The organism is Butyricicoccus faecihominis (assembly GCF_024462775.1).
In the GTDB taxonomy this organism is placed as follows: Bacteria; Bacillota; Clostridia; order Oscillospirales; family Butyricicoccaceae; genus Agathobaculum; species Agathobaculum faecihominis_A.
In genome coordinates this window covers 42,442-57,123 of the sequence record NZ_JANGCE010000011.1, presented here as the reverse complement: position 1 = coordinate 57,123, position 14,682 = coordinate 42,442, and the positions used below count along the sequence as shown (strand labels likewise).

General features: G+C 54.6%; 17 protein-coding genes. 6 read left to right on the top strand and 11 right to left on the bottom strand.

Annotated elements, in window-relative coordinates; all coding sequences use genetic code 11:
• Positions 1-129 precede the first annotated feature (129 nt).
• Together NE562_RS07765 and NE562_RS07760 are read left to right on the top strand one after the other, a co-directional pair.
• Positions 130-330 (top strand): hypothetical protein, encoded by a 201-nt coding sequence (locus NE562_RS07765; RefSeq protein WP_280961836.1) that lies wholly within the window; start codon positions 130-132, stop codon positions 328-330.
• Positions 331-377: 47 nt separating this feature from the next.
• Complete coding sequence (locus NE562_RS07760) at positions 378-539, top strand: hypothetical protein (RefSeq protein ID WP_280961835.1); 162 nt, start codon at positions 378-380, stop codon at positions 537-539.
• 74 nt (positions 540-613) lie between these two features.
• On the opposite strand, the gene NE562_RS07755 is transcribed toward NE562_RS07760, so the two are convergent.
• The 3 genes from NE562_RS07755 to NE562_RS07745 all read right to left on the bottom strand — a co-directional run bounded on the left by NE562_RS07755 (position 614) and on the right by NE562_RS07745 (position 2,654).
• Entirely contained in the window at positions 614-964 is a 351-nt protein-coding gene (locus tag NE562_RS07755; RefSeq protein ID WP_280961834.1) for a PadR family transcriptional regulator, read from the bottom strand.
• A gap of 137 nt (positions 965-1,101) precedes the next feature.
• Positions 1,102-2,409 (bottom strand): ferrous iron transporter B, encoded by a 1,308-nt coding sequence (locus tag NE562_RS07750; protein ID WP_280961833.1) that lies wholly within the window; start codon positions 2,407-2,409, stop codon positions 1,102-1,104.
• On the bottom strand, positions 2,406-2,654 hold the full coding sequence (locus NE562_RS07745) for a FeoA family protein (RefSeq protein ID WP_419195998.1): 249 nt from the start codon (positions 2,652-2,654) through the stop codon (positions 2,406-2,408). Before NE562_RS07745 ends, NE562_RS07750 begins: the two co-directional genes overlap by 4 nt.
• Positions 2,655-2,824: 170 nt before the next feature.
• On the opposite strand from NE562_RS07745, the gene NE562_RS07740 reads away from it, so the two are divergent.
• From NE562_RS07740 to NE562_RS07730, 3 genes are all read left to right on the top strand, one after another.
• On the top strand, positions 2,825-3,577 hold the full coding sequence (locus NE562_RS07740; protein ID WP_280961832.1) for a type IV pilin protein: 753 nt from the start codon (positions 2,825-2,827) through the stop codon (positions 3,575-3,577).
• A gap of 85 nt (positions 3,578-3,662) precedes the next feature.
• Positions 3,663-4,151: an RNA polymerase sigma factor gene (locus tag NE562_RS07735; protein WP_280961831.1), complete on the top strand. Its 489-nt coding sequence runs from the start codon at positions 3,663-3,665 to the stop codon at positions 4,149-4,151.
• On the top strand, positions 4,148-4,750 hold the full coding sequence (locus NE562_RS07730) for a zf-HC2 domain-containing protein (RefSeq protein WP_280961830.1): 603 nt from the start codon (positions 4,148-4,150) through the stop codon (positions 4,748-4,750). Before NE562_RS07735 ends, NE562_RS07730 begins: the two co-directional genes overlap by 4 nt.
• 250 nt (positions 4,751-5,000) lie before the next feature.
• Here NE562_RS07730 and NE562_RS07725 read toward each other — a convergent pair whose 3' ends face one another.
• The 4 genes from NE562_RS07725 to NE562_RS07710 all read right to left on the bottom strand — a co-directional run bounded on the left by NE562_RS07725 (position 5,001) and on the right by NE562_RS07710 (position 8,838).
• A complete protein-coding gene (locus NE562_RS07725; RefSeq protein WP_280961829.1) occupies positions 5,001-6,332 on the bottom strand; it encodes an aspartate aminotransferase family protein in 1,332 nt (443 codons plus the stop codon).
• Positions 6,333-6,347: 15 nt separating this feature from the next.
• The gene (locus NE562_RS07720) at positions 6,348-7,640 is read right to left on the bottom strand and encodes a PTS transporter subunit IIC (protein ID WP_280961828.1); all 1,293 of its coding nucleotides are present in this window, start codon (positions 7,638-7,640) and stop codon (positions 6,348-6,350) included.
• Positions 7,641-7,651: 11 nt separating this feature from the next.
• Positions 7,652-7,954 (bottom strand): PTS sugar transporter subunit IIB, encoded by a 303-nt coding sequence (locus tag NE562_RS07715; RefSeq protein ID WP_280961827.1) that lies wholly within the window; start codon positions 7,952-7,954, stop codon positions 7,652-7,654.
• A 98-nt stretch (positions 7,955-8,052) separates the two neighbouring features.
• On the bottom strand, positions 8,053-8,838 hold the full coding sequence (locus tag NE562_RS07710; RefSeq protein WP_280961826.1) for a DeoR/GlpR family DNA-binding transcription regulator: 786 nt from the start codon (positions 8,836-8,838) through the stop codon (positions 8,053-8,055).
• Positions 8,839-9,168: 330 nt separating this feature from the next.
• On the opposite strand from NE562_RS07710, the gene NE562_RS07705 reads away from it, so the two are divergent.
• Entirely contained in the window at positions 9,169-9,657 is a 489-nt protein-coding gene (locus tag NE562_RS07705) for a PTS sugar transporter subunit IIA (RefSeq protein ID WP_280961825.1), read from the top strand.
• 202 nt (positions 9,658-9,859) lie between these two features.
• On the opposite strand, the gene NE562_RS07700 is transcribed toward NE562_RS07705, so the two are convergent.
• The 4 genes from NE562_RS07700 to NE562_RS07685 form a co-directional block, all read right to left on the bottom strand.
• Positions 9,860-11,728 (bottom strand): alpha/beta hydrolase, encoded by a 1,869-nt coding sequence (locus tag NE562_RS07700; protein WP_280961824.1) that lies wholly within the window; start codon positions 11,726-11,728, stop codon positions 9,860-9,862.
• Positions 11,729-11,768: 40 nt separating this feature from the next.
• Positions 11,769-12,722, bottom strand: coding sequence for a 3-hydroxyacyl-CoA dehydrogenase family protein (locus NE562_RS07695; RefSeq protein WP_280961823.1), 954 nt, complete (start codon positions 12,720-12,722; stop codon positions 11,769-11,771).
• Between the two features lie 13 nt (positions 12,723-12,735).
• Positions 12,736-13,503, bottom strand: coding sequence for a 3-hydroxybutyrate dehydrogenase (locus tag NE562_RS07690; protein ID WP_280961822.1), 768 nt, complete (start codon positions 13,501-13,503; stop codon positions 12,736-12,738).
• Positions 13,504-13,774: 271 nt separating this feature from the next.
• The gene (locus tag NE562_RS07685; RefSeq protein WP_280961821.1) at positions 13,775-14,668 is read right to left on the bottom strand and encodes a LysR family transcriptional regulator; all 894 of its coding nucleotides are present in this window, start codon (positions 14,666-14,668) and stop codon (positions 13,775-13,777) included.
• Positions 14,669-14,682 lie beyond the last annotated feature (14 nt).

Below are 14,682 nucleotides of genomic sequence, written 5' to 3'. Positions count from 1 at the left end.
CTTGGCCTTCGGCCAATTTACCTTCTCGCGCCCTACTAGCTCGGTGAATTCCTTGTTTTTTACTATGCGTTTCCCTTATCTTAATAACATTGGGGCGTTTCCGCCCCCTTTTTTGGAAGGGAGGAAGCAATGGCAAGCAGACGAGAGCATGAAGAAAAAAAGAAACGGGATACGCTTTTAAAATCACTGATGCAATATGTGGGCAATCCTGCCGCAGGCGCGCTGGCGCTGGGCGCGCAGCGCGCAAAGCAAGGCATAACAAAGCCCGTCCCCCAAAGCGGGACGGGCAGATGGGTCGCTGGGGTTGAATGCAATTTCAGCGTTCGTTGACAGGGCTATAGGGACGGACTATAATCGAATAAACGAAGGAGAGATAAATGAAAGGCAAGAAACAAGGCTTGACCGAAAAGAAAAAAGGATTTTCGGAAAAAATGAAAGCAGACTTGAAACGATATCTCGAGTCGCAAGGGATCCAAAATTCCAGAATGGAGGTAACAGAAGAGGAACTGGAAAAACAAGGCGATTCTTGCGTGAAATAAAAAAGCGATACGATAAGAAATAGAAAGACAAGGGGACACGTTAACCGTACCGCCGTCTTCCAGTGTGCCCTTTGTTACTTGCTTGCTAAGATCAAGTTGATTGCAGCGATCAAACGGTCATATTCTTGCTCAAGGTAGTGCAGATGCTCAAGGCCGCTGGGGGTGATGGAATAGTATTGCCGCACTCGGTTTTCTTTGGAACGAGTGCGTGTAGTTCTAACCACGTATCCTTGCTTTTCTAAACGCTCTAAAACCTGATATGGAATAGATCCAGAATAGTTATATGCGGCTAATTTATGCTCCAATTCGTAAGCATACATGGGGCGCTGAGATAAAAAAAGCAGAATGAGCATAGGATTGACTGCGCGTTTTAAGTAGTCTTTAAAAGTATGTCCAGTATTTCGGTCTGCAATGGTGTTCGGCATAATTACCATCCTCTCAATTATTTTCCATTATATCAGATAGAAAATAATAAGCAGGCCATTCATAACCGAATTCCTAAAAATGTAATGGAATGTTATGGAGGATGGCGCGGCACCCGGCCCAATATTTCAGAAGTGGCCTAATCCATATAAGACCGTTGCAACCGTTTTATTGTGGGTGGCAAACACGGGGTGACTGATTCTTTCGTCATTAAGAAGACAGCGAAGGACAGAAGCCAATATACGGAAAAGGATCGTTGCTTTTGCTCGCAACAATCCTTTTCTATACTGCATGAATGCCGCGCCGCTATTTGCAAACTTATTCGCCCCATGCACATGGATAGACTTTGCTTGCCGCAGGCATGCGCGCGGCGAAAGGCGTGGTCAAGCTGAAAGGCTACGCGGGGGAGATAACCCGCATCTTCCAGCAGGGTAAACAGGGGGAAGAAGATCGCCATAGGCGGCAGCATGACGGATACCACGGTGGCGAGTACGCGCCACGCGCCATCCGCCAGCAGCGAAACGATAAAAGGCGGCAGACCAATGGCCGCCAGCGCACCGGCGATCGGCTCGGTCAGGGCAAGTAAATGGTCGCCCAACCACGCGGAGGGAATGTTTGCGCCAAACAGCGTAATATAAAATACAACGGCGAGCAAAAGCAGCATCAGCGGCACGCCGAAACGGCGGCTGAGCAGCACGCGGTCGATGCGGCGGTCGCGCTCGTAGGCGGCGGGCGAAATTCGTACGCAGGTCATGGCGATCTCTTCCGCGCGCAGCGCGGCGGAGGCGGTCAGCATGTCGTCTACCTCGGTGGCAGTCATGCCCTCCGGCGGAGCTTCCAGCAGGCGCTCAAACGCCGCGCCGCGCGGTAAGCCGGTCGCCGTGGCGGCCTGCTCCAACAGGCGCGGATAACGGATGTTGGCGACGGTTTCCGGCGCACCCTCGCTCAGCGCGCGGCACACCGCCCGTTGTAGCTGCGGCAAGCCCTGCCCACGCCGCGCCGCGCAGGGGATAACGGGTATGCCAAGTTCGTTCCGAAGCGCGTGTACGTCTATTTGGATGCCTTTTTTTCGCGCTTCATCCATTAGGTTCAGGCACAGAACGACGTTTTGCGTCACTTCCAGCACTTGCAAAACAAGGATAAGGTTGCGCTCCAGACAGGTGGCGTCCGCCACGAGCACGGTGCAGTCCGGTTCGCCGCTGACAAGAAAATCGCGCGCGGCGCGTTCCTCTTCCGAGCGGGCGCGTAGGGAATAAGTACCGGGCAGATCGACTAAGGTAAGCCGTTCGCCGCCGCACCGCATCGAGCCGTGCGCGTTTACCACCGTCTTGCCAGCCCAATTCCCTGTGTGTTGGTGACTTCCGGTCAATGAATTAAAAACGGTCGACTTACCAACGTTCGGGTTACCGGCCAGCGCGATTACGGGCGTTTTGGTAGAGGCGTTCAAGCGTCCTCCACCCCCATTTCGACCTGTTCAGCATCTGTTTGCCGCAGGGCGATCACCGCGCCGCGGATCAGATACGCTGTTGGGTCGCCGGAGGCCGCGCGCTGTAAACAGGTGACCGGCGTGCCCGCCACCAGACCAAGGTCTTGCAGGCGGCGGCGCATGCCGCCCGTTAAATGCAAAGCGCGCACCCGTGCCTGCCCGCCCTCGGGCAGTTCGGGCAGCGAGTAATAAGATTCATTCATCATGGATTCAGCCCTCGCTTGTAGATTGCCGAACACAAAAGGGTGCACGGCTAACCCATGCTATGCCGCGGCGCGGCGGGGGGTGAAAAAACGCGCATGCGCTTGCGGTTACCGCAGGGCTTTGCTATAATAATTATATATACCATTCGTATCATAAGTAAGGGGGGATAGCGATGCGCAAACGCAAAGGCTTCACACTGGCCGAGCTGTTGATCGTTGTGGCGATCATTGGCGTATTGGTCGCGATCGCCATCCCGGTATTTACTTCGTCGTTGGAAAAGGCGAGAGCGGCCACCTGTCTGGCAAACCAGACTTCGGCGCAGCATGCTATCACCTATGAAAAATTAATAGGCACCAAAGTGGAAAGTGAAGAAGCTGGGTTGGCTATCATTGCAGCTACGGTGGGTGAGCTGGAAAAGCTATGTTCGTCAGGCAGGATATATGGATATAATCCGACAAGCGGCGTGGTAAGCTGCCCCATCCATGGAGCAAACAGTGTTTCCTTGATCAATCGGGAACCTGAAAAAATTATGGAATTAGACACGGTAAAAGGCTATTTCTACAATGAAAATGGCACTAGGAAAAGCAATAGAGTGCAATTAGATTCGACTGGGCCCAACTTTGGACCAGATGTGCGCAAGGAAATTCAAAAGGCGCTAGGTCTGACGGATGATGATTTTGATTTTCGTGTTTCTTGGCCAGATAAGAGTTCTACAATGAACATTTATGTGTTTAATAAGATTGATTCGAAAGATGAAAATCAAACGAAGAATATTATTGCATATGAGCTTCAGCAAAACGCCCATAAAAAATGGGAAATTGCTAAAACCGGTCAAGGAAAAGGAACTGTGCAGAATGCTAGTGTAGATGGAAAGAGCTATCCGCAGATAAAAGTGGACGATAAAGCAATTAAGTGGGATAAATAAAAAGAGGCCATCCGGCCTCTTTTTTTTGTAACGCGCCCGGGTTTTGCCGGGTCTAATAAGCAAAAGAGAAAAGGAGGTGGCCGCCTTGCGGGGAAGATTGGACTTTGAAGCGCTGTACCGGTTGTATTACCAACCGCTGTACCGCTACGCGCTGCTGCTGTGCGGCAGCTCCGCCGAAGCTGAGGACGGCGTGCAAAACGCTTTCGTGCGGGCGCTGCGCGCCGAGGACGGCTTTCGGGGCGACAGCTCGGTGAAAACTTGGCTGTATACCATCACGCGGAACGAATGCCTGCGGCTAATCGGTAAGCGCCAGTATACGGCGGAGCAAGCCGAAGACCCGGCCTGCACCGTTTATATCGAGCAAACGGTGTGCGACCGCGAAGCGGCGCGCGAGGTGATGCGTTTCATAGAATCCTTAGACGAACCAAAGCGAAGCTTGCTCGCCCTGCGTCTTGTCGGCGAAAAATCGTTCGCCGAGATCGGCGAGGTGCTGGGCAAAAGCGAAACATGGTGCCGCGTGACCTTTATGCGCCAGAAAAACGAACTACTGAAACGATTGGAGGGTTTCATATGAGTCAGCTGAATTGTAAGGTAACGGGCGATCTGCTTTCGCTCTACGCGGAAGACCTTGTCAGCCCGGAAACGGCGGCGCTGGTAGAGGAGCATTTGCAAAACTGCCCGGATTGCCGCGAAACGCTCGCGCGAATGAAAACCGAGGTTGCCGTCACATCCAAACCGGCGGAGCCCGCAAAAAAGGTGCAGCGGTATGTGGTCGGCCTGCGCATTTGGTACCTGCTGTGTCCGCTGGTGGCCTTTATGCTGCTGCTGTTTGGGCTGGATCGCGCGTCGCATATCTATATCGGTCTGTTAGCGGCGATCAGCGCGGTGTGCCTTGCGTCGCAGTTCCTTGCCGGCGCTTCGGTCGGTATCGATTACGAGCAGGTGCGGATGTCTGAGGAATCGGCGAAGAGATCCCGCCGCCGCTGGGGCGGTTTCTATGCCTCGCCCTTGCAGATCTGCCTGCCCGCGCTGGTGCCTGTGCTGGTGGCTGGGGCGCATAATGTGTATGTTTCGATTCCAGAGCTTTTTTCCCCGCTCCTGTTCTGGATACTGGGCGGCTTGGCCGTGGTGCTTGCGCTGCTGTGCGTGGCCAATAAACACATGCCGAAATAAGTTCCTGTTCACCTGAATAAGCCATAGCCTAACGTAGGAATAACAACAAAAAAGATGGTCACGCCGCGGAAGAAGTCGCGGCGTGACCATCTTTTTTTGTTGTAAGCCTTGCGGCTTCATGCTATACTGAAACAAACACAGATTGTTGATACAGATGAACTTTGGGTATTGCCACACACCACGGAGGAAATCTGCACACAGCAACCTGTGTTTTTTGATTTTCCGTTCCTCTGCATCTTCAAATCTCTCCTTATGATTTCTGCGTCGCCTGCTGAAGCGATCGCTCAAAGCGTTCCAAGAAGGATGCGCATTGCTGTGCCGTAATGATCAGCGGAGGCTTGATCTTGATCACATGGGGGGAGGAACCCGCAAGGCCCATGATCACGCCGTTTGCCAGACCATTTTCATAAATGGCCGCCGCCAGCGCCGCGTCCGGCTCCTTGGTTTCCGGGTCCTTGACAATCTCCACGCCGATATGTAGGCCCGGGCCGCGTATATCGCCGAGTACCGGGTATTTTTGTTGCAGCTCGGTCAGGCCCTTCGTCAGCACCTCGCCCATTGCCCTCGCGTTCTCCGGCACTTTGTCGCGCAGCATGATCTCGATCGTCTTGAGCGCGGCGGCTTGCGCCATCGGGTTGTTGCAGAAGGTGAAATTATCGTCCGTTCCGTCCTGAAAGCCCTTTAGTTTTTTGTTGATCACTGTGCCGGCAATCGGGAAGCCGTTGCCCATGGCCTTGCCGATGGTAAAGATATCGGGCACAACGCCGAAGTGATCCATGGCGAACATCGTACCGCAGCGGCCAAATCCGGTTTGCATTTCGTCGAAGATCAGCAGGGTGCCAAACTCGTCGCAGATCTCCCGCACGCGCGCGAGGTAACCGGGGGGACAGGGAATCTGCCCGCCGCTGCCCTGCACCGGCTCCAGAATGACCGCCGCCACCGGGCCGGATACGCCGTATTGTATGGTGTTGCGCAGTTCCCGCGCACATAAGTAATCGCAGCTGCCGCACTCTTTGCCGTAGGGGCAGCGATAGCAGTACGGGTTTGGAACGCGCACGAAATTCTGCATAAAGCCAATGTACTTTTTACCGCCGCCGTAGGTGCCCTTGGCCTTGGTCGCGTGCCAGCCCGCCGCCGAGGTCGCCAGCGTGTTGCCGTGGAAAGCATGGTATAGGCTGATAAAATACCGCGCGTCCGGCTGGTTGATCATGGCGATCTTCATGGCCGCTTCGTTGGCGATCGAGCCGCTGGGCTCAAACGAAACGCGGTCGAAGCCGTCCGGCACGAGACTCAATATCTTATCGACCAGCTTGAGGCGGGGGAAGGTGTTTAGGCCGCCCTTCATGTGGTACAGAAACTGCGCTTGCTCGAACGCCGCGTTCATCACTTCCTTGTTGCCAAAGCCCAGCGCCAGCGACCATGCCTGCGATTCAAAATCCAAATACGCCTTGCCGTCCCGGTCGTAGCAGTAAACGCCTTCGCCGCGCACGATCAGCGGCCCGCGCCACGGTCCGCCGAACATCACATGCTCTTTGAGCGCCTGCTCCGTGGCCGTATCAAAGCTATTGGGGTAATTTTGCATCTTGCACCTCCTGTTTTAAGCAAATAGCGAGAAAATGTGGTACACAACAAAGCTGATGGGGTTGGCGCCGTCCACGAACGAGGTGACCATGCTCGCGGTGCCGAAGCCCTCCGGCAGGCTGAACATGTTCGCCTCCTGCACGATCGCGGTTATCTCGGGCGCGACCAAGGTGGAAATGGGCAGCATGACGAACGCGATGATCAGCGCGCCGATAATGAACAGCTTGATCACGTTGCCCTTGACAAACGGCGTAATCAGGCAGATCGCGAACGCGATACTCGCCAGATCTGCGAACGGAATGACCCGGTTATACGGCAGCACCGCCGCCAGCAGCAGGGCCACCGGCACCAGCATGATACTGGCCGCCAGCGTGGACGGATTGCCGATGATGACCGCGGTATCCAAGCCGATGCGGATCTTTCTGCCGGGCATCCATTTCTCAAAGCGTTCACGTATGGTTTCGCTGAGCGGACTCAGGCCCTCGACCAGCACGGAGACCATGCGCGGCAGCAGCACCATGACGCCCGCCATCGTCATGCCAACGCCCAGCGAAGCGCCGATGCCTTGACCCGCGAGCAGCGAGATCGCCAATCCAATCACAAAGCCCATGAAGATCGGCTCGCCGAAAATGCCAAACCGTTTGCGCAGCGATTCCGGATCGCCGTCCAGCTTGCGAAACGCGGGTATCTTATCCAGCAGCTTGGCCAGCGCCCAGCCGATCGGCATAAAGGCGATGGATACGAGCTGCGGGAACGAGATGCCGGGCAGGCCGAAAAATTCCTCGGTGCGCGGGGCGATCAGGTCGGCCAGCTTGAGGATGATGCAAACGCACACCGCAAACGCCAATATGGCAAGCACCATGTTATGGTCGGTCGATACATAGGTGAACATACCCGCGTAAAAACAAAGCGCGTAGTTCCATAGGTCGATATCCAGCGTATCGGTAAAATGGATCAGAAGCAGTACCACGTTGAGCACGACGAACAGCGGCAGCATGAGCAGCGACATGGGCAGCGCCCAGATCGCGCTCATAAACGGCCCCCAGCCTACGTCGATCACGTTGAGCGATAGCTGCCATTTTTCCACCATTGATTGCGTCACCGGGGCCAGCACGGTAAAAAATAGGTCGGTCAGCGTTGCCACGCCGACAAACCCCACGCCCACCGTAAGCGCCGCGCGCAGGGCCTTGCTGAATCTCGCACCCATGATCAGCGCCATCAGCAGCAGAAAAAGCGGCACCAGCACAAAGGAGTTCAGGTTCAGCAGCGCTTGTGAAATGCCTTTTACGAATGCTAGGAATTGATCCATCGTAATTCCTCCTATCCGCCCGACAAGGCGCTTTGAACGATCTCACACATCTGTTCGATCACCTTGTCCTTGCCAATACCGGTCAAAAACGGCGTTGCCACCAGCAGCGGAATGCCCTCCGGCGCGGTCACCGCGCCGGTGACCATGATCAGACAGGGATGCACCATCTCGACCTTGGACGACATTTCCGCGAACGAGCTTTGCGCCACCGTTACGTCGAATCCTCTGTCCTCCATGATTTCGCGTACCTTGACGGCGATCACGGTCGATGTCGCGATCGAGCTTGCACAGCACACTAGAATCGTTGGCTTCATAACACCTACCTCCTTTATTTCAGTTTTGTCGTTACCCGTTCCTGTCGGTTATCCCTCCCATCCGTATCGTTGATCTCCCGCGCGGAGAAATGGTTGTTTCATTTTTTTTGCTGTTCCGCCGCCGGTACGCAGACTACATGAACGCCCTTGTCCCGTATTGCAAATAGCTTGGGATCGTCCGGCTCGCCGTCCACATACACCTCGTCGATCTCGTCGATGGGGGCGACGGTCAAAAGCGCCGTAACGTCCAGCTTGGTGTGATCGGCCAGAACGATGTTTTTTTCACCGCATGCCAGCGCCTGCCGCTTGATGGCCGCGTCCTCCTCCAAATACTCGGTCAAGCCGTGTTCGGCCGACAGCCCGGCGACCGAAAGGATCGTCTTATTCACGTGCAGCCCCTTGAGCTGATTCAGCGTCACGTCGCCCACGGTGGAGGGCTCGGTCGTGCGCAGCCAGCCGCCCAGCAGCAATACCTTGGAGGAGGGGTTTTTCAAAAACTCTATGGCAATTTTGATCGACGGGGTGATCACGGTCAACTGCGGGATATCGCGCAGCAGCTTGGCCAGTTCGTAAACGGTCGATCCATTGTCGATCAGCAGCGTTTCTCCGGGCAGTATCTCCTTCGCGACCTCTGCGGCGATGCGCTGTTTTGCTTCGATCTGCACTTGGCTTCTGTCTGCGTAGGCCGGTTCGGAGGATTTGAAATAGGATAAGGCCACCGCCCCGCCGTGCACGCGCTGCAAAAGGCGCCGTTCCTCCAGCTCGGTCAGATCCTTGCGAATGGTCTCCGGCGTTACATCGAGCGCTTCCGCAAGCTCCGCGACCTTCACACGCTTTTCTTCTTGTATCTTTTGAAGGATATAGCCTTCTCTTTCCGTCGCCATGCTGTCATCCTCCTTTTGATATCTTTGTTTTATGTTTTGGTTTTTGATTATTATACGACCGATGCAAATCGGTGTCAAGCAGGTAGGACAATGCTTGGTGTGGAAAAAATGGGCGAAAACTTGTTGAAAACCGCAATTATTCGTGCATATTCGACAAGAAAAACGAGGTTATTTATAATACTTGCTAGTTGCTTTGGTATATACGTTCATTTTTGTTTTCTATTTTTATTACTTTTGATTTTTGGTTTTTCTTTACTTTGTTCTGGCTGCGTGCTATAGTGAAGAAAATAAAAGATCCGCCCGGTTTTGCCGTAAGAAAGAGGGAAGCATATGGGAACCGAAGCAAAGCTGCTGATGAATCAAATCATATTTGAGCCGGGGCTGGTGACCGTCGGGATCGACGCGGCGGACCGGCGGCAGGCAATTCTTGCAACCGCCAAACCGTTGCTTGACGCGGGCTACGTCCATCCCAGCTATCCGAACGCGGTCTGCCAGCGGGAGCAGGTCTTTTCGACCGGTCTGGAATTGTATGACTGCTTCGTGGCCATTCCGCATACGGACGCCGTGCATGTCAAGCAGTCGGCCATTGCCATCGGCCGGCTGCGCGAACCGGTCCCGTTTTGCCTCATGGGCGAGCCCGACCGGCAGGGCGCGGTGCGCCTGTTGGTCATGCTGGCCATTTGCGATCCCAGTATGCAGATTGACGTTCTGGGGCGGCTGATGGACCTGTTCCAAACAGAAGGCGCGGTAAACAGCCTGCTCGGGGCGGCGAGCGCGGCGGCGCTCGCCGCCCGCTTTACAGCGCTGATGGAAGCCTGAAAAAAAGCCCGTCACATTGATATGCTCCCTCCATGATGACAGTTTCCTTTTTCACTGTCTCTCATAGAGGGAGCATATCAGATGGTGACGGGCCTTTTTGCAGCAGTTTTCGATAGCCTTTGATTGGAACGGGATTTTGTTTCAGTCGAGCGTTTTGGTTTTTGCCAACGCAATTTTACGCGGTTTCGTTCATGTCCGCAGATCAGTAGTACTGCGCGGAAAAAGCGACAGACATGATCGTGACCAATAGGCCGTTGAAGATACCGCCGAGATAGGGATTTTTGGTTTCCTTGTACAGCTTGCGCGCAATGAAGGGGGTGACGAACAGTATGACGACCACGCCCATCAGCCAGCTGCCGATCTGGCGTTCCAGACTGGTTTTCGACCAGAAGGGAATGCCGGTGGCGACAAACGTACCGTACTGCACCGCCTCAAATATAAGCAGAACAAAGACATTGCCGGCCGCGTTGATCAGCGTATTCACGCCCTCCTTGCCGCCTATTTTGTTGTAGTTAAAGCAGTTGACCGAAATGGAGTTCGGAATGTAGAACAGGAGGAAAAGCGGCAGCGCAAAGAGCATCCATAAAACCTTTTCCGCGCGGAACGTCTTGAACATCACGACCCAGAAGCCGAAGCCCGCGCCGCAGAAATAATCGGCCGCAAAAATGACCAACATGGTGGCAAGCACGATTAGGAGAGCCAGCGCGATCGTTTTGACCCATTTGCGGCCGCTCATGACAATGCCGCAAGCCCTGAGATCCATGCCTTGCTTTTTTTGATAAAAATGGTACACCGCCGCCATGATCAAAATGTTGAAAAGGCCGCATACCGCGCTCCATACGCCGATGCATAGGGTCTGTCCCTGCGGAAGAACCGCGGGCAGGTTTGCCGGTTCGATCTCATAGATCGGCCGCATAACTGGGAACAGGGAAAGGTAGGCGAACAGACCGCCTAGCAGCATAAAGCCAAAAAACATCAGCTTGCCGGTCGCGCCAGACGGGCAAGGCGCGGCCGCGGCCGGTGCTTCGGCCGCGAGTTCGTCGAACCAGTCGTGGCGAATGAGCAACAGCGTCAGATTGATGGCGAAAAGAATCAGCGCCGCCAGACCGGCGAGCGAGATCACTTCCTTCAGCATACCGTGCTGATCAGAGGCCGGCAACGGGTTGGACGCGGGCATGACCATATTGAGAAATTCGATCACATGGCCGCAGGATTCGGGCGAAAGGACGCTCCAAGGGTGAATTTCATTGGACTGATAGATCACATGCGCCGTTTCCTTACCATCGATTTCGCGCGTATAGATCTTGCCGTATTCCGGCTCGTCGGCCAGCGAGGACGGGTCCTCGCCAAAATTCAGGAAGGAACGGGCGTTTTCTGTTTTGATGTAATCCTTGGGCGCGTTCAGCCAAGTGCCGTCCGTATCCTTTACACTGAAGAACCAGTCGTCGTACTTCGAGGCCACAACGCCGTAATCGACATTGCCAAACTTGTTGTACCAGTTGCCGTCCGCGTCCTTGTAGTCCGGTTCAAAGTCAACGGGAATGATCGCGGCAAACTGCGGCCCGCCTGCTTTGGCATTCATGTCAAACGCATAGTTGATCGAGCGGCCCGCCGAGGAATGGCCTGTGGCGGCGATGCGGCCGGTGTCCACATAGGGCAGGGTGCAAACAAATTGGAACGCATGGCGCATATCATAGCCGGTCAGCGGCGTGTTGCCGGATTCGCCGTGCCCGTACTGGTCAAAGCTAAAAACAACATAGCCGCGCCGGGAAAGCTCCATGGAGTAGGAGGACATGACCTCGCGCGAACGCCACGAGCCATGCGTCAGCACAACGGCGGGCGCCGGGTTTTCCGGTGAAGCGGTTTTGGGAATGAATAAGGTGCCGGATAGCGTATAGCCGATCTCGGACTGCGTTGTGATTTTCTGCATGCGAACCGCGCCCATGCTGGTCAGCATCAGGTTTTGGAGCACCATGCTCAATATGCAGACTGTAAGGCAAATCAGCGTTCCCCACGCCTTACGGCTGAGCTTCTTTGTGCTTTTTTCGGTGATTCGGGTCTGGGTATTCATCTGGTTACCTCCCTTTATGGTTTATAAACTTTAGTTGCCGCTAAAAAGTATTTTGACCGGGGGCGCTGGGCATGGTCCATTCCTTGACGCTGTAAAAATAGGGGCTCTGCTTTCTAAGCCGGTAATCCGCTTCGTTTTTTTGTGACCAATCATACAGGCCGGCTCCGGAGGCCTTACCGTTATTGCCGGATGCAAGGCCGTTCAGCACCGGCGCTTGCAGCGCCGTACTGCTGCACAGATCGGGGTATACGTTTTTTGCGATCGTGCTTTCCAGTTCAAAGCCGACGTCGTCAAAATACTCCAGCAGGCCGATCGAAGCATACCGCATGCCGACGGCGTATTTCACCGCCTGATCGATATCCGCGGCGGTGGCAATGCCGCGCTCAATCAAATAGAGCGCTTCACGGAACAGCGCCTGCGCAAAGCGGTTTACCAGAAAGCCCGGCACGCTGCGTTCGAGCACGACCACCTGACGGTGCAGCGATTCAAGGACCGCCTTCGCGCGGGTCACCGTGTCCTCCGCTGTGCGCCGGTGCCGTACCACCTCGACCAGCGGCAGCATGTGCACGGGCTGAAACGGGTGTGCGATCACGAAGCGTTGGGGCTGCGGGACCTGCTCGGCCAAGAGATCCGCGTCGATAGAGGACGTGCAGGATGCAATGACTGCTTCTGGCTCCGCGTACGCCGCGATCGTCTGGTATACGCTGCGTTTGGTCTCCGTGTCCTCCGCGACCGCCTCGAAGATGAAGGTGCGGCCCCGGAGCGCCGAGGGATCGTTCGTCACCAGCAGCAGGGCAAGCGCGGCTCTCTTGTTTTCCTCCGTCGCAAGACCCTGCGCGATCAAATCATCCCAGTTTTGTTCAACAACGGAACGGCACCGGGCAAGTCCTTGCTCCGAATGCCCGATCACGGTACACGGCAGGCCGTGCCCGATGATAAGGGTCGCCTGACATGCGCCGATCGTTCCCGTGCCGTATATGGCAAGCTGTTCCAAATGATATCCTCCTTTACTGCATGGCCCATCCGTGTGTCAGCCGCAGGGATTGGCCGGTCAACGCGCCGCAGTCTCCGGCGAGATAGGCCAACGCGTCGGCAACATCCTCCACGGTGGTGAACGCACCGTCCACCGTATCCCGCAGCATGATGTTTTGGGCGACCTCATCCTCGCTGATCCCAAGTGCCGCAGCCTGTTCGGGTAGCTGCTTTTCCACCAGCGGCGTTTTGATGAAGCTGGGACAAATGGCGTATGCATAAATGCCGAACTCCGCTCCCTCCCGGGCCAGTGATTTTGCAAGGCCTACCACGCCGTGCTTTGCAAAATTATACGGCGCTTTCAGCTTGGAGCCGACAAATGATTGCACGGAGCCGGTAAACATGATGCGGCCGCCCGTATGCTTCATGCGGCAAAACGCGGCGCGTGCCACCAAAAAAGAGCCGTCCGCGTGAACCGCCATCATCTTTTTCCAGTCCGAAAAGGTGTATTCGTCAAAGGGATGGACGATCTGGATACCTGCGTTGGATAAAACCAGATCGCAGCGGCCGTAAGTATTCATCATGCGGTCAAAACCGGCTTCCACCTCGTCTTCCCGCGTCACATCCATGCGGACGGCGATCGCGGTATGGCCGCTTGCGTTCAATTCCCGCGCCAGCCGTTCGGCTGCAGGCTGGTCAACATCCGCTACGACGACGCTGTAGCCTTCCTCAGCCATCCGTTGGGCGCAAGCCTTGCCGATCCCGGACGCGGCGCCGGTAATCAATGCGGTCATGTTTTGCATTAGGGGTTCCTCCTGTCTGTATCGATATTGCGGCGCAAGGAAATATGGCTTGACCGCGATTTACAGAATAAAACTGCCGGCCGGCTTTTGTTTTACAAGATAATTATATTGGGAAGCATGATAAAGTTCTAGTAGGGAAACTACTGATATTGCTCTGATTTATTTATTAAAACACTCCAAATTATAAATACTTGCAATGGTGTGGTATAAATATAATTTATATATAAGAAGGGACGCCGCAATAGGTCGCAGCGTCCCTTTAAAACATATTTTATAAGTCGTCCGGCGGCAGGTGGTTTTGAATATAGGATAAAAAGAGCTTGCAGGCGTGCGGCATGTATTTGTTTTTGTTCCAGGCCAACGTGATATCCCAGTATTTCATGCTGTCGGTCAGAAGCACACCGGTGACATGGGGAATCGGATGTTTGATCAAAACAGGCTTGGGTAAAATCGACACCGCTCGGTTTTTCGCCACCAACTCAACCATAAAATCCCACTGGGAACTAAGCAGCGCGATCTGAGGGCGAAAACCCGCATCGCGACAGGCCGCCATAATTTGTTGGTGCAATATAAAATCCTGATTGAATATAGCAAACGGATCGTTTCGCAGCGCGGATATGGTGATCCCCTTCGCGTTCGCGAGCGGGTGGCTTTCGTGCAACAACGCAACGTTTCTCTGGGTCGTAAAATGTATGCTGGAAAAGTTGCTGAGCCGTGCGGTTTTCAGCGTAACGGCAATATCCACTTCGCCGCTCTCAATGCACTGGTTGATTTTATTCGCGCCGTCCTCGATCATATGGATATGAATATTGGGAAATGCTTTGGAGAAATTCGGGATCAGATCGCCAAAAAAACAAGCGCCGAACAAAGGGGAAAGGCCGAGCGTGAACGAGCCTGCGGCGGATTCTTTTGTGTTTTGCACCTCTTCCACCGTTTTCTGATAAATATCCACAAGCTGCTTGGAGCCGTCGAGAAGCTTGACGCCCTCCTCGGTCAGGCGCTGCTTCCGGTCAAAATAATGAAACAGCTTGACGCCCAGCTCTTCCTCCAGCTTTTTAACGGCCATGGACAGCGCAGGCTGAGAAACGGACAGGCTGGCGGCGGCTCGTGAATAGCTGCCCTGTTCCGCGACTGCCATAAAATACATGATCTGTTTGATTTCCATAGGCTGATCCCCCA

Bases quoted from the DNA above. Each gene is read 5' to 3' on its own strand.
- NE562_RS07765 (WP_280961836.1), top strand. From the start codon at position 130: ATGGCAAGCAGACGAGAGCATGAAGAAAAAAAGAAACGGGATACGCTT.
- NE562_RS07760 (WP_280961835.1), top strand. From the start codon at position 378: ATGAAAGGCAAGAAACAAGGCTTGACCGAAAAGAAAAAAGGATTTTCG.
- NE562_RS07755 (WP_280961834.1), bottom strand. From the start codon at position 964: ATGCCGAACACCATTGCAGACCGAAATACTGGACATACTTTTAAAGAC.
- NE562_RS07745 (WP_419195998.1), bottom strand. From the start codon at position 2,654: ATGATGAATGAATCTTATTACTCGCTGCCCGAACTGCCCGAGGGCGGG.
- NE562_RS07740 (WP_280961832.1), top strand. From the start codon at position 2,825: ATGCGCAAACGCAAAGGCTTCACACTGGCCGAGCTGTTGATCGTTGTG.
- NE562_RS07730 (WP_280961830.1), top strand. From the start codon at position 4,148: ATGAGTCAGCTGAATTGTAAGGTAACGGGCGATCTGCTTTCGCTCTAC.
- NE562_RS07725 (WP_280961829.1), bottom strand. From the start codon at position 6,332: ATGCAAAATTACCCCAATAGCTTTGATACGGCCACGGAGCAGGCGCTC.
- NE562_RS07720 (WP_280961828.1), bottom strand. From the start codon at position 7,640: ATGGATCAATTCCTAGCATTCGTAAAAGGCATTTCACAAGCGCTGCTG.
- NE562_RS07715 (WP_280961827.1), bottom strand. From the start codon at position 7,954: ATGAAGCCAACGATTCTAGTGTGCTGTGCAAGCTCGATCGCGACATCG.
- NE562_RS07710 (WP_280961826.1), bottom strand. From the start codon at position 8,838: ATGGCGACGGAAAGAGAAGGCTATATCCTTCAAAAGATACAAGAAGAA.
- NE562_RS07705 (WP_280961825.1), top strand. From the start codon at position 9,169: ATGGGAACCGAAGCAAAGCTGCTGATGAATCAAATCATATTTGAGCCG.
- NE562_RS07700 (WP_280961824.1), bottom strand. From the start codon at position 11,728: ATGAATACCCAGACCCGAATCACCGAAAAAAGCACAAAGAAGCTCAGC.
- NE562_RS07690 (WP_280961822.1), bottom strand. From the start codon at position 13,503: ATGCAAAACATGACCGCATTGATTACCGGCGCCGCGTCCGGGATCGGC.
- NE562_RS07685 (WP_280961821.1), bottom strand. From the start codon at position 14,668: ATGGAAATCAAACAGATCATGTATTTTATGGCAGTCGCGGAACAGGGC.